Origin of the sequence: Arthrobacter sp. zg-Y1143 (assembly GCF_030125565.1) — a bacterium.
In the GTDB taxonomy this organism is placed as follows: domain Bacteria; phylum Actinomycetota; class Actinomycetes; order Actinomycetales; family Micrococcaceae; genus Arthrobacter_B.
The window spans coordinates 45,620-66,179 of the sequence record NZ_JASKLW010000009.1 but is presented as its reverse complement, the minus strand read 5'-3'; the positions used below and the strand labels follow the sequence as shown (position 1 = coordinate 66,179).

Here is a 20,560-nt window from a genome sequence, read left to right as displayed (position 1 = left end):
CGGCAGGAGAAAAGAAAGAAGCATGGCAGAATCCAACGACATGAATACACTAGCGATCTTATTGGTCGGCGTGGTCGGACTCTTCATAGTCCTTTATTGCCTGATTACCGGCGTCGCCGCTATGAACGGAAGCTGGCGAAGGTGGGCGGCCGGGACGAGCATGTACCAGTTTGGCAAGCACAATTACCTGGGTTTTATGGGGTTTTACCTGCTGCCGTTTCTTGCGTTCGGCATCCTGCTGGTGATTGGCGTGGAACTTCGGATCGACTGGTTTAGCACCATGGGCCCGCAGTTTGTCCTTTCAGCTCTGATGGTGTTGGCGCTGACCTGCCTCTTCCGCCTTCCCCGCTTTATGCTGCCCCAGTGGTACAAGGATTGGCTGGACAGCGGCGCAGATAAGGAGCAGCTCCGGAAACCCGAGTATTCGTCCCCGTTCACCTGGCTTCGGAGGAGCAAGAATGTTCACCGCTGACCGAAGCGCCAATGTTGCCCTTCAACGACCGTCTGACTGGTCAGTGATTCAGCTCCCTGAGGCGGAGCTGGTAGTGGCGGCGCCCGTTGCTCCGTGGATGGACGAGGGCGGCTTCAGGCCGAACGTCACGGTAACCACGTTTGCCTTCCCCGGCACCGTCACCCAGCTGAGCACGGTGGTTATGGCGGCACTCCTGACGTCCCTGGCAGACCCTTACCTGCTCTCCGTGGATCCGGTTCCGCATCTGGAGGCCGTCCGCCGGATGGAGTACCTGCACCGCGGCTCCGGCGGGTTGATCCACTGCACCCTCCTGCTGCTGCTTGAAAACGGGCTTGCAGGTACCGTGACCACTTCCTGCGCCGCCAACCAGCTCGGCGCCTACGACGAAGTCCTGGGGTCTATCGCGCTCTCGGCCACCATGAAAGACAGCTCCAATGGTTGATATTGTCCCCGAACGTGAACCCGCGCTCGATGAGGCCGCCAGCAACATCCTCGGTGCCGATCTTGAACAGCTGTCCGGGCTGTCCGCCCGGCAGCCCTACAAGTCGCTGGGGCCATGGCTGGACGGCGACGCGGTCACCCTGCTGGATGCCGCGGCGGAGAACGGCCGGGTCGGCCGCCTCCAGCGGAAGAACCGGGAATCGGGCCTCGCGGCTCTGGTGGAAGCCGGCCTGATGGACACCGCAGGACGTTTGACGCCCGAGGGAGCCACCGTGACGGCACCCCTGACCGCAACCCGCGCCGCCATCCGTATCCAATGCCTCCACCCGCAGGGGTCCTCGGATCTGCAGATCCAGCTGGATGACGAAAATGCGTTGATACTCGCCGGCCCTTCCCATGCCGAACTCGATGCCGGCAGGACCGGTGATTATGAGGGCCTGGTCCAGCTGGATTTCGTAGGGCTTCCGGAACTCGCGCCAACCGTGGCGTCATGGTTGGGCCTGGCCCCCGCTTGGACTCTGACCCAGGGTGTCCTGGATTGTCCAACCAGCGTTTTTGACCGCCGCCTGCTTTCCGTGAACGAGCCACCACCCACGGATGATCCCGCCTGGATCCGCATGTGGCGCGAACCCTGGTTCATCTGGCGGGTCCAAGTGCAGACCGCAGACCGCGGGCCCGTTCCTGAGTGGGGGTACGTGGATGCCGGCCGTGCCGGACAGCATCTGCTCTCGGTCAGCGACGGGCAGGTCTCATTCGAGGCGGTGACCACCGGCACAGCATACCGGGACCTCCTTTCGACACTCATGGGCTTTTGACGCTCCCGCAGCCCACCCGGTCAAACTACCCGGATTTATCCAGCTGACTTCATGCAGACCTACAGACAACGTCCAGCTAAATGTAAGAAACTGGGCAGGTGAACAAATCGTCTGCACCCGAAGCACGCCTCCTTGTTGTCGATGATGAGCCGAACATCCGCGAACTGCTGTCCACCTCGCTGCGGTTCGCCGGTTTCGACGTCGTCGCTGCCGCCAACGGCCGTGAAGCACTGGCCGCCGTGGACTCGCACAACCCGGACCTCGCCGTCCTGGACGTGATGCTTCCGGACATGGACGGGTTCACGCTCACCCGCAGGCTCCGCGCCGCCGGCCAGCACTTCCCCGTGGTTTTCCTGACCGCCCGCGACGACACCGAGGACAAGGTCACCGGCCTGACCGTGGGCGGCGACGACTACGTCACCAAGCCGTTCAGCCTGGACGAGGTGGTGGCCCGCATCCGTGCAGTGCTGCGCCGCACCCAGCCCCTGGAGGATGATGACGCCGTCATCCGCGTGGATGATCTGGAGCTCGACGACGACGCCCACGAGGTCCGCCGCGGCGGCGTCACCATCGATCTCTCCCCCACCGAGTTCAAACTGCTGCGCTACCTGATGCTTAATCCCAATCGGGTGCTGTCCAAGGCCCAGATCCTGGACCATGTCTGGGAATACGACTTCAACGGCGACGCTTCGATTGTGGAGTCCTACATTTCCTACCTGCGCCGCAAGATCGACCGCAGCCCCGACGCCCCGGCCCTGATCCAGACCAAGCGCGGCGTGGGCTACCTGCTCCGCTCCTCGGAGAAGCGCTAGGGCCTTGGTACGGCGCTGGAAATCCGCTTCGCTGCGGTCGCAGCTGGTCGCCATCATGGCGGTGCTGATGGTGGTGACTGTAACCATCACCGGGTTGGCGACCATCTATGTGCTGCGCCAGATCCTGGTGGGCCGCCTGGATGCCGACATTAACGAGAACGCTCCTGCCGTCTCCCGTTACCTGCTGGTCAATGACCCCAGCACCGATGCGTCCCTGTTCCGCTACTACGGCCTCTACCTGAACGAAGACGGCAGCCACGGTCCCGCGACCCACTCCGAGTCCGCGGCGGACATTCCAATGATCCCGGACTACACCTCCGACCAGGTCGCCGAAATGGGCACGCGCGGCTTTGACGTACGCGGCACCTCCCCCATGTCCAAGGGCTGGCGGGTACGGATCTACGACTTCCAGAACCTGCCCGGCTCCGTGGCCGTTGCCATTCCGCTGGATTCGGTGGCCGCTACGGTGGACGAGGCCGCCTCGCTGGTCTTCTCCGTGGGGCTGCTGGGGACCCTGGGCGCCACCGGTATTGCCTATTGGGCCGTGACCCGGCAGTTCCGGCCCCTGAGCCAGGTGGAGAAGACGGCAGCCGCCATTGCCGCCGGTGACCTGTCCCGGCGCGTGGAGGTCGGCAATCCCGCCACGGAAATCGGCCGCCTTTCCCGCTCGTTGAACGCTATGCTGGCGCACATTGAGACTGCCTTCGCCGCCCGGACCCAGTCCGAACGGAAGATGCGCCGCTTTGTCCAGGACGCCTCCCACGAGCTGCGGACACCCCTGGTGACTATTCGCGGATTCTCGGAACTGTACCGGCACGGCGCCCTGCAGAAACCCGATGAAGTTGCCGCGGCCATGGGACGGATTGAATCCGAGGCCAAACGCATGGGCCAACTGGTGGAAGACCTGCTCACCCTGGCCCGGGTGGATGAGCAGCGGCCGCTGGAATACGAACCGGTGGACCTGATGATCCTGGGGAACGACGCCGCCATGGATGCCCGCGCCAGCGCACCGGACCGGGTCATCAAGGTGGTGGGGCTGGACGGGAACGGTCCGCAGAGTGCGCCCACCATGGGGGACGAGGCACGGCTGCGCCAGGTAGTGGCCAACCTGATGACCAATGCGCTGCGCTATACCCCGGACGGCTCGCCCATTGAGGTGGCGGTGGGGGTTGCCCCGGTCATCCACGACCGGATGGACGCCGTCCTGGAGGTGCGAGACCACGGCCCCGGCATCTCGGAGGACGACGCCGCGCGCGTCTTTGAGCGCTTCTACCGCGCCGATTCCTCCCGCTACCGGGAAACCGGCGGCACCGGGCTTGGGCTGGCCATCGTGGCTGCCCTGGTGGCCCAGCACGACGGGACGGTGCGGCTCGCGGAAACAGAGGGCGGCGGCGCCACCCTCTCCATCCGGCTGCCGTACCGGGCACCCGAGCAGTTCCCGGAGAGCCCTGATGAGGTCGAAGACGCTGACGGGGCCGAAGAGGGCAAGGGAAGCTGACGGGCGCCCCTGCGCTCCTCCACACCCCTTCCGGCCGTGTGACACCTGTTCCTGCCGTCCACAGGGGTTCCTCCCGGCATGCTGCGGTGCCCGGGGCTGCTTAGCCTTGCCGGTATCCGAACCGCACCCTTACCAGGAGGAAGACATGCCCTTATTCGCCGTGGACAGCGAGGCGCTGGCCGCCAAGAGTGCAGAAGTACAGGGAACCATCGAGCGCCTGAGGGCGGACGTCAACGGCATGCAGGCCGGGCTGGCGTCACTCGGCGAGATCTGGCGGGGCGCTGCCTCGGCCAACTTCCAGTCGCTGGTTACTGATTGGCGGGCTACGCAGGCCCGTGTGGAGGAGTCCCTGGACAGCATTAACCAGGCGTTGGCCTTCGCGTCGGCGCAGTATGCCGAAACGGAGGCAGCGAACACCTCACTGTTCCGCCACTAGACCCGGGTGAAACAAAGCAGGCACGACACCCCAACGGGGTGCCGTGCCTGCTTTACGCGTGGCGCAGAGGCTGAGCCGAGTCAGCCGGGGGCTTAGAAGCCGCCCATGCCGCCCATGCCGGCCATCTCGTCAGCGCCGCCCATGGCGGGAGCCGACTTCTCCGGCTTGTCCGCGACCACAGCTTCGGTGGTCAGGAACAGGCCGGCGATGGAGGCAGCGTTCTGCAGGGCGGAACGCGTCACCTTTACCGGGTCGTTGATGCCGGCAGCCAGCAGGTCTTCGTACTCACCGGTGGCTGCGTTCAGGCCGAAGCCTTCGGGCAGGCCGCGGACCTTGTCCACCACAACACCGGGCTCCATGCCGGCGTTGAAGGCAATCTGCTTCAGCGGGGCGTCGATGGCAACGCGGACGATGTTCGCGCCCGTTGCTTCGTCGCCCTCGAGGGAGAGGTTGGCGAAGGCCTTGAGGCCGGCCTGGATGAGGGCCACGCCGCCACCGGCGACGATGCCTTCTTCAACGGCCGCCTTTGCGTTGCGGACGGCGTCCTCAATGCGGTGCTTGCGTTCCTTCAGTTCCACCTCGGTTGCGGCACCGGCCTTGATGACAGCGACACCGCCGGCCAGCTTGGCAAGGCGTTCCTGCAGCTTCTCGCGGTCGTAATCGGAATCGGAGTTCTCGATTTCGGCGCGGATCTGGTTGACGCGGCCTGCGATCTCTTCAGCGTCGCCTGCACCTTCGACGATGGTGGTTTCGTCCTTGGTGACTACAACCTTGCGGGCCTTGCCCAGCAGGTCGAGCGTGGCGTTTTCGAGCTTCAGTCCAACTTCTTCGGCGATGACCTGGCCGCCGGTGAGGATGGCGATGTCAGCCAGCTGGGCCTTGCGGCGGTCGCCGAAGCCCGGAGCCTTGACGGCTACGGACTTGAAGGTGCCGCGGATCTTGTTGACCACCAGGGTTGCCAGGGCTTCGCCCTCGACGTCTTCGGCAATGATCAGCAGCGGCTTGCCGGACTGCATGACCTTTTCGAGGACGGCAACGAGGTCCTTGACGTTGGAGATCTTGGAGTTGACGATCAGGATGTACGGATCCTCGAGGACCGTTTCCTGGCGCTCAGCGTCAGTGACGAAGTAACCGGAGATGTAACCCTTGTCGAAGCGCATGCCTTCGGTGAGTTCCAGCTCCAGGCCGAAGGTGTTGGACTCCTCGACCGTGATGACGCCTTCCTTGCCGACCTTGTCCAGTGCTTCGGCGATCAGGTCGCCGATCTGCTGGTCACCGGCGGAGATGGAAGCCGTAGCCGCGATCTGCTCCTTGGTTTCGATCTCCTTGGCGGAAGAAATCAGCTCGGCGGTGACGGCTGCAACGGCCTTCTCAATGCCGCGCTTCAGGCTCAGCGGGTCGGCACCGGCGGCAACGTTGCGCAGCCCTTCGCGCACCAGCGCCTGGGCCAGGACAGTTGCCGTGGTGGTGCCGTCACCGGCAACATCGTCAGTCTTCTTGGCAACTTCCTTGACCAGCTCAGCGCCGATCTTCTCGTAGGGATCGTCCAGTTCGATCTCCTTGGCGATGGACACGCCGTCATTGGTGATCGTGGGAGCGCCCCACTTCTTTTCGAGGACTACGTTGCGGCCACGCGGGCCGAGGGTGACCTTGACGGCGTCGGCGAGGATGTTCAACCCGCGCTCGAGGCCGCGGCGTGCCTCTTCTTCAAATGCAATGATCTTGGCCATAACGGCTATCGTCCTTCCGGAACAGTCATGCTTGGAGCAAAAATTTCCATTCCCGGCTGAGGTGCCCGCGACGGACGGCCCGGCTAGCGCGATCTCTTTACGCGGTTCCCCGAACCTCACCCCAGTGGTTGCTGGTTCACTCAACGCCGGGGGACTTTTAGCAGTCATCCGGCAAGAGTGCTAAGTCAATAATTAGCACTCCCACACACTGAGTGCAAGCGATCACGCGTACCTGCTGCCCGCTTCACAGACCATGGCGCCTGCACCGGAGACTCCAACTAAAAGCAGCGGCGGGGCCCACCCCCCCAGCCCCGGGGTGGGGCCCGGCGGGGCCCGCGCCCCCACCCGGGCGGCCCCCCCGGCGGGCGGGCGGGGGGCGCCCCCCCGCTGCGGATCCCGTCCCCAAGCCGGGCGGATGTAGTGCATAAGGGGCCTAGACTGCCCGGACTTCCTCGGCCTGCGGACCTTTCTGCCCCTGGCCGATTTCGAACTCCACCCGCTGGCCCTCTTCCAGGGTCCGGTAACCGGAGGCCTGTATCGCCGACCAGTGGACGAACACGTCCGTTTCTGCCTCGTCGAGGGTGATGAAGCCGTACCCCTTCTCCCCGTTAAACCACTTGACGATCCCCTGCGCCATGATGTTTCTCCAACCTAGATTCCAATGCAGCCCTCCGGCGTCGCACTTGGGCTCCGGAGCCGCCGGCCACTGCGCAGGCTTTCGATTCCAGTGGAGACCGAGGCCAGCGCCGCAGACCGGCTGGCAACACTCTAACCACGGTGACGTACATCACAAGTGGGTTGTTGATAACGTTATGGTCTTTTTACACCCTTGGGGGTTTGCGCACTTCCTACCGGAAGCCGGGGGCCAGGACCACGGTGACGTTCGTGAATCCGGGCGATTCCACCACGGTGGGAATACCCAGGTCGGCGCCCAGCTGCTGCGCGTTCACGGCTTGGGCCGGGTTGCCGTAGTAGACGGCTGTAACCTGCTGGGGTGCTCCGGTCCAGTTCCCAACCGTGCCCACGGCCCATCCGGCACCGGTCACACGCCCGGAGACATTGGCCCCAAGCCCGCTTACGCCGCTGGCGTTCAGCACCACAACCGGCTGCGTACGGTCTACCGCAGGCTCAGGCGCAGGCTCGGGCACGGGTTCAGCAGTGTCGCTTGCCGCCGGCGTGGGCTCAGCACTATCTTCGGGCTCAGCCTCTGCGGGCTCACTCGATGCGCTCGGTGCCGGCGTAGCGGTGGACTGCGCTTCAGCGGACGGCCCGGGGTTGCCCGCGCCAATGCCCAGGCGCGGCAGCACGAAGTAGGCGGCGAGGCCGATCATGAGGGCAAGCACACCCACGGTGATCAACAACCCCAGTCCGCTCGAGCGGGTGGGGATAAGGCGTTCACGGTGCACGCCCTGCCGCGCCGAGGTCTCGGGGACCTTGTCGAACTCGTCCCGGGGATATTGGCTCATGGTGGAAATTTCATCCTTGCTCTGAAGGTGCCGTGTTCAACACGCCGGCGTTGGTGGCTAACGCCGGACTAGACGCCCGTGCCCAGTCGGCGGGCGGTACGGGCCTGCTGGCGGCTCGTTCGTAGTCTACGCAATCGCTTGACCAGCATCGGATCGTGGGTGAGGGCTTCTTCGGTGTCGATCAGTGCGTTGAGGACCTGGTAATACCGTGTTGCCGACATACCGAACAAATCACGGATTGCCTGTTCCTTGGCTCCGGCGTACTTCCACCAGGCCCGCTCCAAGGCGAGCATCTGCTGTTCCTGGGCCCCCAGCGGGCTGTCCGGATCCACGGTGCCGTCCAGCGAAAACCGTTCGGCTTCTGTCGATTCCGCCACATACGCTCCCAAAAAAGATCCCGTTTATACCTACCTGCCATGCTAATTGGCAATAACACAGTTGTCATTTAGGCGGTCTGGGGAGCTTCGCCGGGAGGCGCCGGTTGTCCTTCCGGAGAAAAATACCGAAAACTGGAGCAGTGACAACAAATGAACCACCGCTCTTTGCCTACAGCGCTGTTCCGGAACCGGCGGATGACATCCCGTTCCCTTTCGCCGCCCCCACCCCCCTGTCAGCGGTGATGGCGGCGGACTGGGCCGAGGCATTGGCTCCCGCTGTTACCGGCTTTCATGAGATCGCCGCGGATTTGGACGCCGAACGGCGTGCCGGCCACAGCATCCTGCCAGCCCCGGGGAACATCCTGCGGGCCTTCCAGCGCCCGCTGTCCGAAGCAAAGGTACTGATTGTCGGACAGGACCCGTACCCCACGCCTGGACACGCCGTCGGACTGTCCTTCTCGGTGGACTCCCGGGTGCGCCCGCTGCCGCGCAGCCTGAACAATATCTTTACCGAGCTCCATGCCGACCTCGGCGTGATGCCCGGCCCGTCGGGAGACCTCACGCCGTGGGCGGAGCAGGGGGTGCTCCTGTTGAACCGGGTGCTCACCGTCCGTGCCGGCGCAGCAGGGTCACACCGCCGCCGCGGCTGGGAGGAAATCACGGAGCTGGCGGTCCGGGCATTGGCCGCCAGGCGCCGCCCGGACGGAACCCGTCCCCCGCTGGTTGCCGTGTTGTGGGGCCGGGACGCTCGAAGCGTTGTCCCGTTCCTCGGGGGCTCGCCCACGGTGGAATCGGCCCATCCCAGCCCGCTCTCCGCTTCCCGCGGGTTCTTCGGTTCCCGGCCGTTCAGCCGCGTTAATGAGCTGTTGGCGGAGCAGGGCGCCGAACCGGTGGACTGGCGGCTGGGCGCGGTACGGTAGTTTGAGCGATTCCCTAGGAGATAAGTCCATGCCAGAAACTCCCCCGCGCCAGCAGCCCGGCGATTCCGCACCGCGGAAACCGCGGCCGCTGGTGACGCTGGAAGTCCTCCGCCGGGAGCAGATCAGCGAGCACATGGTCCGGATTGTTGCCGGCGGTTCCGGTTTCGACCGGTTCACGCCCAGCACCTGCGCTGATGCCTACTGCAAAATCTGGTTCGGGCCGGACGGAGCGCCGATCGACGGCACGGAGGACCTGGAGAGCATCCGTGCCCGGAGCGAGCGCGACCAGTGGCCGGTTTCGCGCACCTACACCATCCGGAGCGTAGACCGGCTCGCCCGCGAAATCAGCATCGATTTTGTGGTCCACGGCGATGAAGGCCTGGCCGGACCGTGGGCTGCACGGGCGCAGCCCGGCCAGCACCTGACCTTCTCCGGTCCGGGCGGAGCCTTCAACCCCAGCCCGGACGCAGACTGGTACCTCCTGGCAGGCGATGAGTCCGCGCTGCCCGCTATCGCCACCGTGCTCCGGGCGCTGCCGGCCGACGCCGTTGGCCAGGCCTTCGTGGAAGTGGCTGGTCCGGGTGACCGGCAGCAGATCAGCAAGCCGGCGGGCGTGGAAGTGACGTGGCTGTACCGCGGCAGCACTCCGGCCGGCCGAAGCGGGCTGCTCGCGGAAGCCCTCGCTGCAGCCCAGTGGCAGGACGGAACCGTGCAGGTCTTTGCACACGGCGAACGTGAGGCGATGAAAGCCCTGCGGGACATCCTGTTCAGCCACCGCGGGCTGGAGCGTAGCCAGGTCTCCCTCTCAGGCTATTGGGCCGCCGGGCGCACCGAGGATATTTTCCAGGCTGAGAAGCGCACCCCGGTGGGAAAGATCCTTTAGTCCCGCGCCTCCTGGCCACTGCCCCGAACTTCCCACGCTTTGGGACTGCTGTTGCCCGTGGGGTCACATTGGCCCCTCTGGTACCGAAGCGTGGGAATTCCCGTTCCCCGCCCACCCGGGCACAAAAAAGCCCGGCCCCTGCGGGCCGGGCTTTTTGCTGTCAGCGCCGCCGGTTGCGGCGGTCGTTGCCGTTGAGGTTCCGGGTGAACGGACGGCCCAGGTTGTCGCCCAGGACCACGCCACCGGAGATGGCCAGGATGACGGTAAGGGCGTCGAACAGTCCCACCGCACCTGCATACATGTCCCCGGCATCGATGCTCAGCCCGTACATGGAGCGGAAGATCGCCAGCCCCGGGAACAGGAACAGGACCGCCGGCACCGCTACGATCAGCTGCGGCGCCTCCATCCGCAGGGCCACAATCCGCGCCACCATACCAATGAAGATGGCGGACACGGCCGGCGTCAGGCGCGGACCTACCCCGCCGGCGTCGGCCACCTGGTAGACCAGGAAACCGGCCACGCCAATCAGCACCGTGGGCAGGACCAGCCTGCGCGGCGACTGTTCCACAATGCAGATGGTGGCCAGGGCGATGGCCAGCAGCAGCACCGTCACCGGGAAGGAGTATTGGGATGAGGCCACGTCCGTGACGTTCAGCCGGCCCATCCCGAAAAGCGCTCCCGCCACGAGGGCGACGGCGATGCCGGCCACCAGGGCGCCGAAGGTCAGGAACGCGGACAGGAACCGGCCCGAGGCGGTAACCGGGAACCCGTTAATGGCATCCTGTACGGCCGAGACCAGCCGGCCGGTGGGCAGCATCAGCAGGATGCCGCCCGCCACCACGATGCCGGGCGAAATGGGAACCTGCATGGACCAGAACAGCATCGCCATGGCCGTAACCACGAATCCGCTGGCCGCCGTCGTAAAGAAGTCCGGCACACGCCAGCGGCCCAGCACACGCTGGAGGAGGCTGACCATCACCGTGCCGGCGAAACCCACCAAGGAGGCCAGCGGTCCCCCACCGATGAATCCGACAATGGCTGCGGAGAAGATCCCCGCGGAGAACGTGACGGCCCAGCGCGGGAACGGCTTGGGCTGGTGCGTGATCTCGCTGAGCCGGTTGGCAGCTTCCGCGCGGGTCAGGCCGCCGTCGATGATTTCGGTGACCAGCTGGTGGACCAGCCCCAGCCCGGCATAGTTGTTGGTCCAGGAGCGCACCACGCGCATCACGGTGATGGGTGTCTGGTCCTTGGGCGAATAGTTGAGCAGCACCGACTGGTTGGTGATGTCCACTTCAATGCTTTCCAGCCCGAAGGCAGCGGTGACCGCGATGATGGCGGTTTCCACTTCCAGCGCGCCAGCCCCGTAGCGGAACATGGTTTCGGCCATGCTGAGGGCCAGGTCCAGGGTTTTGCGCGCATTGGCGTCCGGGCCTCCGGTACGCACCAACGGATTGGCGTAGGGGCTGCCGGCCAGCCGCTCCACAATGGACATGGCCTGAGTGGGCGGGTTTTCGCCTTGGACGAGACGACGCAGCATCCGCTTGGCTGCTGCGGAGGACCGGTCTGTGCGGACGGCGGTGGAGCTCAGCGGCGACGTACCTGCCGGAACGTTTTTGCGTGTCCGTGCGGGCCGTTTTTCCCGCGGCACAGCCGGCTTGCGGCTACGTTCGGGCTGCGGCGGCCGAAGGGCCTTGGACCCCACCGGGCGTACCACGGACGTGGTGGGCGGCGGCGGCTTGGGCCTGGTGCTGCGCAGTGCCGCGGTGGGAACATCTGCTGCCGGACGGGCCGAGCCCGGGGCCTTCGACGGCGGCGTGGGCGCCTTAACGCCGCCCCGCTGGGACCCGACGGGCCTTGCTTTCCCGGTCTGGGCCTTCCCGTCCGGCGCCTTTCCCGCGGGCGCCTTCCCCGTGGAGGCCTTCCCCGCCGGCCGCTGGCGCCCGGCGGGGATGCTGATCACCGGGATCAGCCCTGCGGACGGGTCCGGATTCGGTGCCGACTCCGGATTCGGTCCGGACTTGGGGCGGTCCGGACCGGACGTGTTCTCCAAGGGGCTCACCCTTTCGCCTCTGGTTCCGGGTCCTGCCCGGTTTATCTGGTGGTACGGCTTAGTAGAACGGCTGCTGGTGGCGGCGCCAGTAAATCTGCCGCGCCACCTTTTCGCCTATGGTGTTCCAGATCCGGTACCGGACGGGATCCACCACGTAGTCATAGCAGCCAACGAAGTCGGTGACCGTTTTCGAGAAACTGGTCTTGAACAGACCCAGCCCGTGATGCGGGTGGCTCTTGTCCTTGAGCTGGTTGCTCGGCGGGGTGCCGCAGAAGTCGTAGGACGTGATGCCGCATTCGTCCTTGAGCTCGTTGATGGCGGTCCACTGGACCAGGTGCGAATCTCCGTATTGAGACCGCTTGGGTTTGGAGCCGCCGTCCTTGTAAGTGCCCTTGTTCCCGTAGGCGATGACAAAGGCGCCTACGGTGGGTTCCCCGTCTTCAAAGGCGAAGTAGAAGCGGCCCTGCCCGGCGGCCACAAAGTTGGACCAGAACCGGTGGTAGTACTCGTAGGAACGCATCTTGGCCGAGGACCGGTCCTCGATGTGGGCCATCAACTGGTACATGGTCCGCATGTTTTCCTCCGTGGGTTCCACCCGGCGCACATCGGCGCCTTCACGAATGGCCCGCCGCACGGCGTTGCGGCCGCGGGAGGAGAGGTTCTTCAGCAGCTGCTCGGAATCCGGTGTGGTGTCCAGCAGGGCGGTGGAGTCGTTGGGCTGCAGGTTGAACGTCTTAATGAAGCCGGCACCGGTGAACAGTGCCTGCACCTCTTCGCTGTCCTCAATGTCGGGCTCGACTTTGATGGCGAAGACCTTGCGCCCGGTCTGCTTGATGAAGCGGGTCAAGGCGTTCACCACCAGCGGCACGTCTTCGGGCGCGGCGACGTCGGGGCCCTTGATCAGGTACCAGAGGCTGCCCAGAAGGGGAACCTTCTTCTCGATGGCGAGGGCGTAGGTGGTGTAGTCCGGTCCCGTAAAGGCCAGGTACACGGGGTTCCAGCCGTGGTGGGACTTCACCTCGGCGAAGGATGCGGACTGCAGGACGTTGCCGCCGCCGGGGTTCGCCAGCACGTGCTTATCCCAGTTGTCGATCTCCTCGGCAGTGGCCAGGCGTGCACTAAAATCTCGCAAAATACCTCAACTAATGGTTTGTTCACTGCTTCGTTTTCAGCGCATCCGGCAGGTGCGCCGGCCTGCTCGTGAAAAGCGGGCCTCGAACCGGCTCCCAGTCTATCTGTTGCAGCACCGCCCCCACGAAACTTCCTCACCGCCCTCAGCCCGGCGCCGGCAGGAACCAGCGGACCCACGGTTCTTCTTCCGTCAGGTCCCAGGCCCGCTGGATCAGCTGCCGGTCCTCCCCCGTAGTCCGGGTCTGTTCCTGCCTCAGGTACTCCCGCCAGCTGGGTACGTCGTATATCTCCCGGAACTGGTCCCGGTCGGTGATGGAATGCACCAGTTCCCAGTGCGTGGCGCCGGTCCGCATCCGGCTGAGCCGAACCTCATGCATGGCTTGGACAAAGGCGTCGGCCCGGTCCGCCGGCACTTCGTAAGCAATCAGCACGGTCACCGGCCCGGCATCGGGCGGGGGTTCAACGGGAGCGGGGATGTTGAGGTCCGGGTTCGGTGCCGCTGCCACGCTGCGGTCCAACTTGCCGGTGCCCGGCAGCAGCGGCAGCACCAGTACACTGGCGCCAACCAGGGCCAGGACGACGGCGGCAAAAGCGAGGGTGGGGGCGTAACCGGCGCCGGTGGCTCCGGATCCCCAGAACACGGCTCCCACGGCCTGGGACCCCGCGGAGATCATCAGGTAGATGGACAGTCCGCGGGCACGCACCCATTCGGGCAAGGTCAGCTGCATAGCGGCGTTGAGGGTGGAGAAGGTGAAAATCCAGGCCATGCCGCTGGCTACCAGCAGGATTGCCACGGCCCAGGCGGGCCAGTACCCGGCGGCGAACGCGCCTGCGGCGAACACCACCGAGCTGATGCCCAGCAGGGCATTTTCACCCACCACCTTGCGTGCCCGCGGCAGGAGCAGGACGCCCAGGATCGCGCCGGCGCCCAGCGCACCGAGCAGCAGCCCGTAGCCGGTGGATCCCAGCCCCAGGTGTCCGTTGACGGCCACCGGAAGCAGGGCATACAGCGCGCTGGCCGGAAACACGAAGAGCCCTAGGCGCAGAAGGATCCGCCGGATCCGCGGCGCCGCCCGGATGTAGCGCATGCCGGCGGCGAGCGCTTCGCCCACATGCTCTCGGTCCGCGGCTCCCTGAGCCGGGGCACGCCATAGGTAGATGGCTGCGGCTGTGCCAATGAAGGAGACGGCGTTGAGGCCGAACACAAAGGCCGGACCCACCAGGGAGACCAGCAGTCCGGCAATGGCCGGGCCCACGGCCCGGGCAGTGTTTATTGCCACGCTGCCCAGGGCAGACGCCGCCTGGATCTCCTTGCGGGGAACCAGTTCAGGGGTGATGGCTTGCCAAGCGGGGGTGCTCAGTGCAATGCCGCACCCGATCAGGAACGTATAGAGGAGCAGGGAATCAGGGTTTAGCAGGCCCAGGGCGGCCACTACGGTGAGCGTGGCTGCGGCACCGGCGGCAAAAACGTTAGCGCCCAGGATCAGCCGGCGGCGGTTGAAGGCATCCGCCAGGACCCCGGCAACCAGCCCCAGCAGCAGGGAGGGTGCCAGGTTTGCCGTCTGGACCAGGGACACCAGGGCAGGATTCCGGCTGTTCTCCACCAGGAACCATTGCGCGCCAACGGTCTGCATCCAGGTGCCGATATTGGAGCCGAGCTGGGCCAGCCACAGGATAAGGAACATCCTTCGCCGCAGCGGCGACCAGGGTGAGTCCATACCGGTTCCTTCCGTGCGGTGCATCCGGTCATCTGGTCAGGGGCTGGAGGGAAATCCCTTCCATGCATGGGCAAACCGCTCCCGCGCCGCCTCGGCATTGGCTTGTTCCAAGGCGTGCAGCCTGCCGTAGGTGAACCCGTTTTCCCCGGCCGCTGAAGCCGCAGCCCCCATGCGCCGCAGGTAGGCACGGGTCACCACGCTGTCCTGGTACTCGCCGAGGATTTTCTGCATGTGTTCAGCGGCCTCCACCGTGGCTCCGGCTTCCTTCGGCGCCACCGGTTCCCATACTTCGGCGGCGTAGCGCAGCCGCTTAGCGTCCTTGCGGGCCTCGTGCATGGCCTCGGCGTATTCGTCGCCGTCCAGGTCCCGGGCCTCACGGACCCTGCGGTGCAGCCGTTTCCGGTCCCGGCGGATCATCCGTGCGGCCGCCGGGCCTGCAGGGTCCGCGGCCGTCGTTGTCCATACCGGTTCCGCCACCAGGGTTTCCAGCCGGTCCAGCGCGGAGAAGTACCGTCCGGACCCCAGGGCCTCACGGATGCGTCCGTAGGCCTGGCGGTAGTCATGGAGCAGTTCCTCGTCGATCCGTGCCGCGACCGGCCCCATGACCAGGTCGACGGGTTCGGCTTCCACCAGGTCCCGAAGCCGGTGCCGCATTACCTGCGCGTCCCGGGCTTCGCCCAGGACCCGGGCCAGCCACCGCAGCTCCCCGCGCAGTGAACGCGCCGGTTCCCGCTCGACGGCGGTGCGGTAGCTGGCCAGCGCGGAGCGGAGCCGGCGGGTGGCCACGCGCATTTTGTGCACCCCGTCCGGTTCTCCCCGGCGGACCCGCGGCTCGTGCCGCAGAAGCTCGGCGAACTGCTCACGCAGATAGCGCTGCAGCAGATCCCCGACCGGGCTGTCGGCGTCCAGCGCTTCCTCCGGTCCGACGGCGGGTTCCTTCCCTTCCGCCGGCTCCGCTTCCGCCGGATCCGCCCCGGCCTGCCGCAACAGCGCCTCGAGCTGGTCGGCCAGCACGGTGTCCGGCGCCGCAGCAATCCAGTTCCGGCGGATCCGGGGCACTGCTCCCGGTGCCGCACCGGCGTCGTGGACCTCAACCGTTTCATCGGCAACCCAGCCTGCCGCGCCGCCGCCGCTGTCCAGCAGCGGATACGTCGTCACCCGCGCTTCGGCAGTTTCCACCGGTTCGAGCGGTCTGCCCCGCAGCACCGCCTGGAATCCGTCCACCAGTTCCGGTGGCACCTCAGCAGGATCCCCTGCCGCTGCGGTGCGTGCGTCCGCCTCCGATTCGCCGGGCAGGGCCGTGCGGACCCAGTGCGTCCCGTCCTCGTCGCTGATCCGGGACACCGCCAGCCCGTGCCGCCGCAGAGCGCTGTCCTCCGTGTCATACCGGGTCTCGGAGCGGTGCCCGGTGCGCGGTTGCCCTACCGCGGCCACTGCGGGGAGCTCGTGCAGCGGTGGAAGCATCAGCGCTTCGGCGGCGGAAAATCTCAGGGGGCTTTCGGTACCAGTTCCGGCAACCATGTGCGCCAGTATAGGTCGGCCGCGGCTGCTCCGGGGAGTCCCCCCGCACTACCGGCAGTGCGGGGCCGCAGGTAGCATCGCGGCATACGAAACTCGAAAGGGAGCGGATATCCAACCGGCTCGGAGGCCTTCGATGAACTCAATGCGGTACGTCAAACTCGGAAATTCCGGAGCCACGGTATCGGCCATCGGCCTGGGCTGCATGGCTTACGGCGACCCCGACCGCGGCACCCACCGGTGGACGCTGCGGGAGGAAAGCGCCAGGCCGCTGATCCGGCGCGCGGTGGAACTGGGGATCAACTTCTTCGATACTGCCAATGTGTATTCGGCCGGGCACAGCGAGGAAGTCCTGGGCGCCGCCGTCGCCGAATACTGCCGTCGCGACGAGGTGGTGCTGGCCACCAAGGTGCACGGCGAGATGGGGCCCGGACCGAACGGATGGGGGTTGTCCCGCAAGCACATCCTCTGGCAGGTCGACGCCAGCCTCCGGCGGCTGGGCACCGACTACATCGACCTCTATCAGGTGCACCGCTGGGACGGGAGCACGCCGTTGGAAGAAACCCTGGCCACCCTGGATGAACTCGTGACCGCCGGCAAGGTGCGGTACCTGGGGGCATCCACCATGTATGCCTGGCAGTTCACCAAGGCACTGTTCCTGCAGAAACAGCACGGCTGGGCGCAGTTCATCACCATGCAGGACCACTACAACCTCTTCTACCGCGAGGAAGAGCGGGAAATGCACCCGCTGTGCCGGGACCAGGGGATGGGGGTGCTCCCGTACTCCCCCCTGGCCCGCGGCCGCCTGGCCCGCCCTTGGGGAGCACGGACCGCGCGGCTGGACTTCGACGAACCCGGCAACCAGTTCTACGCCGGAAACGAAGAGGTTGACCGCCGGGTTGCCGACGCCGTGGGTGAAGTGGCCGCCGGCCGCGGGGTAAGCCGCGCCCGGGTGGCGCTGGCCTGGGTGCTGGGCAACCCGGCGGTCACGGCGCCGCTGGTCGGCGCCACGGATGCGGCACAGCTCGACGACGACGCAGCGGCCCTGGACCTGCAGCTCACCGACGAGGAGTTCCGCCGGCTGGAAGAGGACTATGTACCCCGCCCGGTGGCGGTTCTCTAGCCCTTGACGGACCCAGCGATCAGGAACCCGTCGGTGGAGGTAATGAAGGACAGCAGACCCACGATAGCCGGGATAGGCGTGGCCAGGCGCAGGATGATCGTGAAGAACACCTGGATGTGGCTGGCCCCGACACACGTCAGTGTAAGCGTGTGCACCCAATCCGTCCACCGACTTGTGCTGTGCCGTTGAAGTGGATCAGCTTGCTTACTGTTGCATGCCTCAAAAACCCCGGTATTGCGGTTCAAAAGGGGGCAAACGCGCGCTGCCGCGAAACGCAATGGAAGCGTTTGCATTTTCTGCCGGAACACACCCTAGGATGTGGGCATGCTCAGTTCTGTACTTCATGATTCTTCGGTCCTGGCCCTTGTACATCCCGCCCCTGCGGACCGTGAATGGTGGCGCTCTTCGGTGATCTACCAGATCTACCCCCGCTCGTTCCGGGACCTGAACGGTGATGGGATCGGAGACCTGCAGGGCATCACCGCAGAACTCGGAACACTGGCAGAACTGGACATCGACGCCGTCTGGCTATCCCCCTTCTACCGGTCGCCCCAAAAAGACGCCGGCTACGACGTCGCCGACTACCGGTCCGTTGATCCCATGTTCGGCACCCTGGAGGACTTTGACGCCCTCGTCGCCGAAGCCGGCCGGCACGGCATCCGCGTCATCGTGGACCTGGTCCCCAACCACTGCTCCGACCAGCACACCCTCTTCCAAGCCGCCCTGGCCGCCGGCCCCGGCTCCCCCGACCGGGACCTGTTTATCTTCCGCAACGGCACCGGAGAAAACGGATACAACCCGCCCAACAACTGGCAGTCCCACTTCGGCGGCCCCGCCTGGACCCGCATCACCGAACCCGACGGCACCCCCGGTCAGTGGTACCTGCACCTCTTTGACTCCTCCCAGCCGGATTTCAACTGGGATTCACCGGCAGTGCACGCGGAATTCGAGCAGACCCTGCGCTTCTGGCTGGATCTCGGCGTCGGCGGCTTCCGCGTGGACGTGGCCCACGCCCTGATCAAGAAATCCGGGCTGCCCGACTGGGGCGGCCGCGCCGACGGGTCCTCCTCCGAGGGCTACCCCGGAGCCGAGGCCCCCATGTTCGGACAGCCCGGCATCCATGACATTTACCGGTCCTGGCGGAAAATCCTTGACTCCTACGACGGAGACCGGGTGCTGTGCGCCGAAGCGACCATCGACCCGATAGACCGGCTGACCGACTGGGTTCGGCCGGACGAAATGCACCAGACCTTCAACTTCGCCTACCTGCACCACCCCTGGCATGCCCCGGCAGTGCGCCACGTCATTGAATCCTCGCTGCGCGCCTTCGACAAGGTAGGCGCCCCTACCACCTGGGTGCTCTCCAACCACGACGTCGTCCGGCATGCCAGCCGGTTCGGCATCACCACCCATCAGGAACGGCCAGGCGACGGAATTGGGTCATCGGATCCGCAGCCGGACTACGGCTTGGGCATCTCCAGGGCCCGCGCGGCAACCCTGCTGATGCTGGGCCTGCCCGGCGGCGTATATCTGTATCAGGGCGAAGAACTGGGCTTGCCGGACCACACCACGCTGCCGGATGAATACCGCCAGGACCCCACCTTCCACCGCACGGAAGGCGCACGCCTGGGCCGGGACGGCTGCCGGGTGCCGCTGCCCTGGACGCCGGACGCCCCGGCACTGGGATTCAGCGACGCCGGCCAGGCCTGGCTGCCCCAGCCTGAGGGGTGGAACGCCCTGGCCCGCGGCGTCCAGCAGGCCGATCCCGATTCCACGCTCAACCTCTACCGGACCGCACTGGAACTGCGCCGCAGCCTGGACCTGGGCAACGGTTCGCTGGCCTGGTACCCCGGGTACGATCCGGAGTCCGTCCTGGCCTTCGTCAACGGCGGCACCGCGGCCCTGATGAACATGGGCAGCGACCCTGTGCCGCTGCCCGACGGGGAGCTGGTGGCGTGCAGCATCAACGGCGCCGTCATGGACGGTTACCTGCTGCCCAACCACAGCGCCTGGGTTCGGCTAAGCTAGCCAACCGCACCCGCAATCGCTCCGGAGGAACACCGTGCCAGGAATCAAAGACGTCGCAGCCCACGCCGGCGTCTCCGCAGCCACGGTGTCCCGCGCGCTCAGCGGCAACGGTGCGGTCTCCGCAAGCACCCGCCGGAGGGTGCTTGCGGCAGCTGAGGAGCTGGGATTCGTCATCTCCTACAACGCTTCCTCCCTTGCCTCGGGCCGGACGCGGAATGTGGGAGTGGTGATGCCCGGTGTGGGGCGCTGGTACTTTGCCAAGGTGCTGGAGGGCGCGGCGTCGGCCCTGATTGAGGCGGGCTACGACCTGACGCTGTACAACACCGGGGACGGCCCGGGGCACCGGGAAAGCGTGCTCAAGGAGATGCTGCGGCGAAAACGGCTGGACGCGGTAATCACCGTTGCCCTGCGGCTCACCGATGAAGAGCTGGCCCAGCTGCGGGCGGTGGACAAGCCCATTGTGGCCATTGGCGGTCCGCTCCCGGGCACCGCGGCCATCCGTGTGGATGAGGTTGGCATTTCGGCCCTGGCCACCGGGCACCTGATTTCCCTTGGACACACGAGGATTGCCCATATCGGCGGCGGTGAGGAACTGGAGCGGGACTTCCAGCTTGGCGGAACCCGGCGCACCGGGTACGAAGGAGCCATGCGCGACGCCGGCCTCACGCCCGAGCCGGGCTGGGTGGCCAGCGCTGAATTCTCCGTGGCCGGTGGTTTCCGGGCCGCCAAAGCCCTGCTGGCCCGGCCAGACGTCCGGCCTACGGCAATTTTCTGCGCCGCTGACGAGATTGCCGTCGGCACCATCCTGGCCGCCCGGGACCTGGGGCTTCGGGTGCCGGAAGACCTCTCCGTGATTGGGATTGACGGCCACGACATGGGCGAAGTCTTCGGTCTGACCACCATCTCGCAAAGTCCCGAGGGGCAGGGGGCTGCTGCTGTGGCCGCCGTCCTGGCGCTGATGCGCAACGAGCCGGTGGACGATTTCGGGTTTTTTCCCACCGAGTTCGTGGTCCGTTCCAGCACAGCTGTTCCCGGCAGGTTGCGCGCCTGAACGATCCGGCGGACGCGTGTCACATTGGTTATTGCGCCACGCCCGTTATTGCAGAGATCCCGCGGGGACGGCCATGCTTAGGTTGAGATTG

At 66.1% G+C, this 20,560-nt stretch carries 20 protein-coding genes; 11 read left to right on the top strand and 9 right to left on the bottom strand.

Translation table 11 applies throughout. From position 1 onward, the window contains the following. The first annotated feature begins 22 nt into the window (after positions 1–22). From QNN98_RS10935 to QNN98_RS10910, 6 genes are all read left to right on the top strand, one after another. The gene (locus QNN98_RS10935; protein ID WP_227926678.1) at positions 23–472 is read left to right on the top strand and encodes a hypothetical protein; all 450 of its coding nucleotides are present in this window, start codon (positions 23–25) and stop codon (positions 470–472) included. Beyond that, on the top strand, positions 459–914 hold the full coding sequence (locus QNN98_RS10930) for a hypothetical protein (protein ID WP_283997082.1): 456 nt from the start codon (positions 459–461) through the stop codon (positions 912–914). Before QNN98_RS10935 ends, QNN98_RS10930 begins: the two co-directional genes overlap by 14 nt. Continuing rightward, the gene (locus tag QNN98_RS10925) at positions 907–1,728 is read left to right on the top strand and encodes a hypothetical protein (RefSeq protein WP_227926676.1); all 822 of its coding nucleotides are present in this window, start codon (positions 907–909) and stop codon (positions 1,726–1,728) included. Before QNN98_RS10930 ends, QNN98_RS10925 begins: the two co-directional genes overlap by 8 nt. Positions 1,729–1,826: 98 nt before the next feature. Then, positions 1,827–2,540 carry a response regulator transcription factor gene (locus tag QNN98_RS10920; RefSeq protein WP_227913521.1) on the top strand — a complete coding sequence of 238 codons (714 nt, stop codon included), beginning with the start codon at positions 1,827–1,829 and terminating at the stop codon, positions 2,538–2,540. A 4-nt stretch (positions 2,541–2,544) separates the two neighbouring features. Next, the gene (locus QNN98_RS10915) at positions 2,545–4,038 is read left to right on the top strand and encodes a sensor histidine kinase (protein ID WP_227926675.1); all 1,494 of its coding nucleotides are present in this window, start codon (positions 2,545–2,547) and stop codon (positions 4,036–4,038) included. A 145-nt stretch (positions 4,039–4,183) separates the two neighbouring features. Then, positions 4,184–4,474, top strand: a complete 291-nt coding sequence (locus tag QNN98_RS10910) for a WXG100 family type VII secretion target (protein WP_227913523.1) — start codon at positions 4,184–4,186, stop codon at positions 4,472–4,474. 92 nt (positions 4,475–4,566) lie between these two features. Here the strand turns inward: QNN98_RS10910 and groL are convergent, their stop codons facing one another. From groL to QNN98_RS10890, 4 genes are all read right to left on the bottom strand, one after another. Further along, positions 4,567–6,204 carry a chaperonin GroEL gene (gene groL / locus QNN98_RS10905; protein WP_227913524.1) on the bottom strand — a complete coding sequence of 546 codons (1,638 nt, stop codon included), beginning with the start codon at positions 6,202–6,204 and terminating at the stop codon, positions 4,567–4,569. A 433-nt stretch (positions 6,205–6,637) separates the two neighbouring features. Continuing rightward, on the bottom strand, positions 6,638–6,841 hold the full coding sequence (locus QNN98_RS10900; RefSeq protein WP_227913533.1) for a cold-shock protein: 204 nt from the start codon (positions 6,839–6,841) through the stop codon (positions 6,638–6,640). Between the two features lie 211 nt (positions 6,842–7,052). Continuing rightward, entirely contained in the window at positions 7,053–7,670 is a 618-nt protein-coding gene (locus QNN98_RS10895) for a LytR C-terminal domain-containing protein (RefSeq protein ID WP_227926672.1), read from the bottom strand. Between the two features lie 68 nt (positions 7,671–7,738). Then, a complete protein-coding gene (locus QNN98_RS10890; protein ID WP_283997077.1) occupies positions 7,739–8,047 on the bottom strand; it encodes a DUF3263 domain-containing protein in 309 nt (102 codons plus the stop codon). Positions 8,048–8,187: 140 nt separating this feature from the next. On the opposite strand from QNN98_RS10890, the gene QNN98_RS10885 reads away from it, so the two are divergent. Next, positions 8,188–8,967, top strand: a complete 780-nt coding sequence (locus QNN98_RS10885; protein ID WP_227926671.1) for a uracil-DNA glycosylase — start codon at positions 8,188–8,190, stop codon at positions 8,965–8,967. 28 nt (positions 8,968–8,995) lie between these two features. Continuing rightward, entirely contained in the window at positions 8,996–9,850 is an 855-nt protein-coding gene (locus QNN98_RS10880; RefSeq protein WP_229960094.1) for a siderophore-interacting protein, read from the top strand. Between the two features lie 160 nt (positions 9,851–10,010). On the opposite strand, the gene QNN98_RS10875 is transcribed toward QNN98_RS10880, so the two are convergent. The 4 genes from QNN98_RS10875 to QNN98_RS10860 form a co-directional block, all read right to left on the bottom strand. After that, positions 10,011–11,900, bottom strand: a complete 1,890-nt coding sequence (locus QNN98_RS10875; protein WP_349643221.1) for a threonine/serine exporter family protein — start codon at positions 11,898–11,900, stop codon at positions 10,011–10,013. A 58-nt stretch (positions 11,901–11,958) separates the two neighbouring features. Beyond that, positions 11,959–13,032 (bottom strand): lipid II:glycine glycyltransferase FemX, encoded by a 1,074-nt coding sequence (locus QNN98_RS10870; RefSeq protein WP_227913538.1) that lies wholly within the window; start codon positions 13,030–13,032, stop codon positions 11,959–11,961. A gap of 142 nt (positions 13,033–13,174) precedes the next feature. Beyond that, positions 13,175–14,749, bottom strand: a complete 1,575-nt coding sequence (locus QNN98_RS10865) for an MFS transporter (protein WP_227926668.1) — start codon at positions 14,747–14,749, stop codon at positions 13,175–13,177. 36 nt (positions 14,750–14,785) lie between these two features. Continuing rightward, entirely contained in the window at positions 14,786–16,270 is a 1,485-nt protein-coding gene (locus tag QNN98_RS10860) for a CYTH and CHAD domain-containing protein (RefSeq protein ID WP_283997072.1), read from the bottom strand. Positions 16,271–16,412: 142 nt separating this feature from the next. On the opposite strand from QNN98_RS10860, the gene QNN98_RS10855 reads away from it, so the two are divergent. Further along, a complete protein-coding gene (locus QNN98_RS10855) occupies positions 16,413–17,390 on the top strand; it encodes an aldo/keto reductase (RefSeq protein WP_227926673.1) in 978 nt (325 codons plus the stop codon). Here QNN98_RS10855 and QNN98_RS10850 read toward each other — a convergent pair. Beyond that, positions 17,387–17,545 (bottom strand): hypothetical protein, encoded by a 159-nt coding sequence (locus QNN98_RS10850; RefSeq protein WP_442860178.1) that lies wholly within the window; start codon positions 17,543–17,545, stop codon positions 17,387–17,389. The genes QNN98_RS10855 and QNN98_RS10850 overlap by 4 nt on opposite strands. A 169-nt stretch (positions 17,546–17,714) precedes the next feature. On the opposite strand from QNN98_RS10850, the gene QNN98_RS10845 reads away from it, so the two are divergent. Next, entirely contained in the window at positions 17,715–19,418 is a 1,704-nt protein-coding gene (locus tag QNN98_RS10845; RefSeq protein WP_283997070.1) for a glycoside hydrolase family 13 protein, read from the top strand. 34 nt (positions 19,419–19,452) lie between these two features. Beyond that, entirely contained in the window at positions 19,453–20,469 is a 1,017-nt protein-coding gene (locus tag QNN98_RS10840) for a LacI family DNA-binding transcriptional regulator (RefSeq protein ID WP_227926664.1), read from the top strand. Positions 20,470–20,560 lie beyond the last annotated feature (91 nt).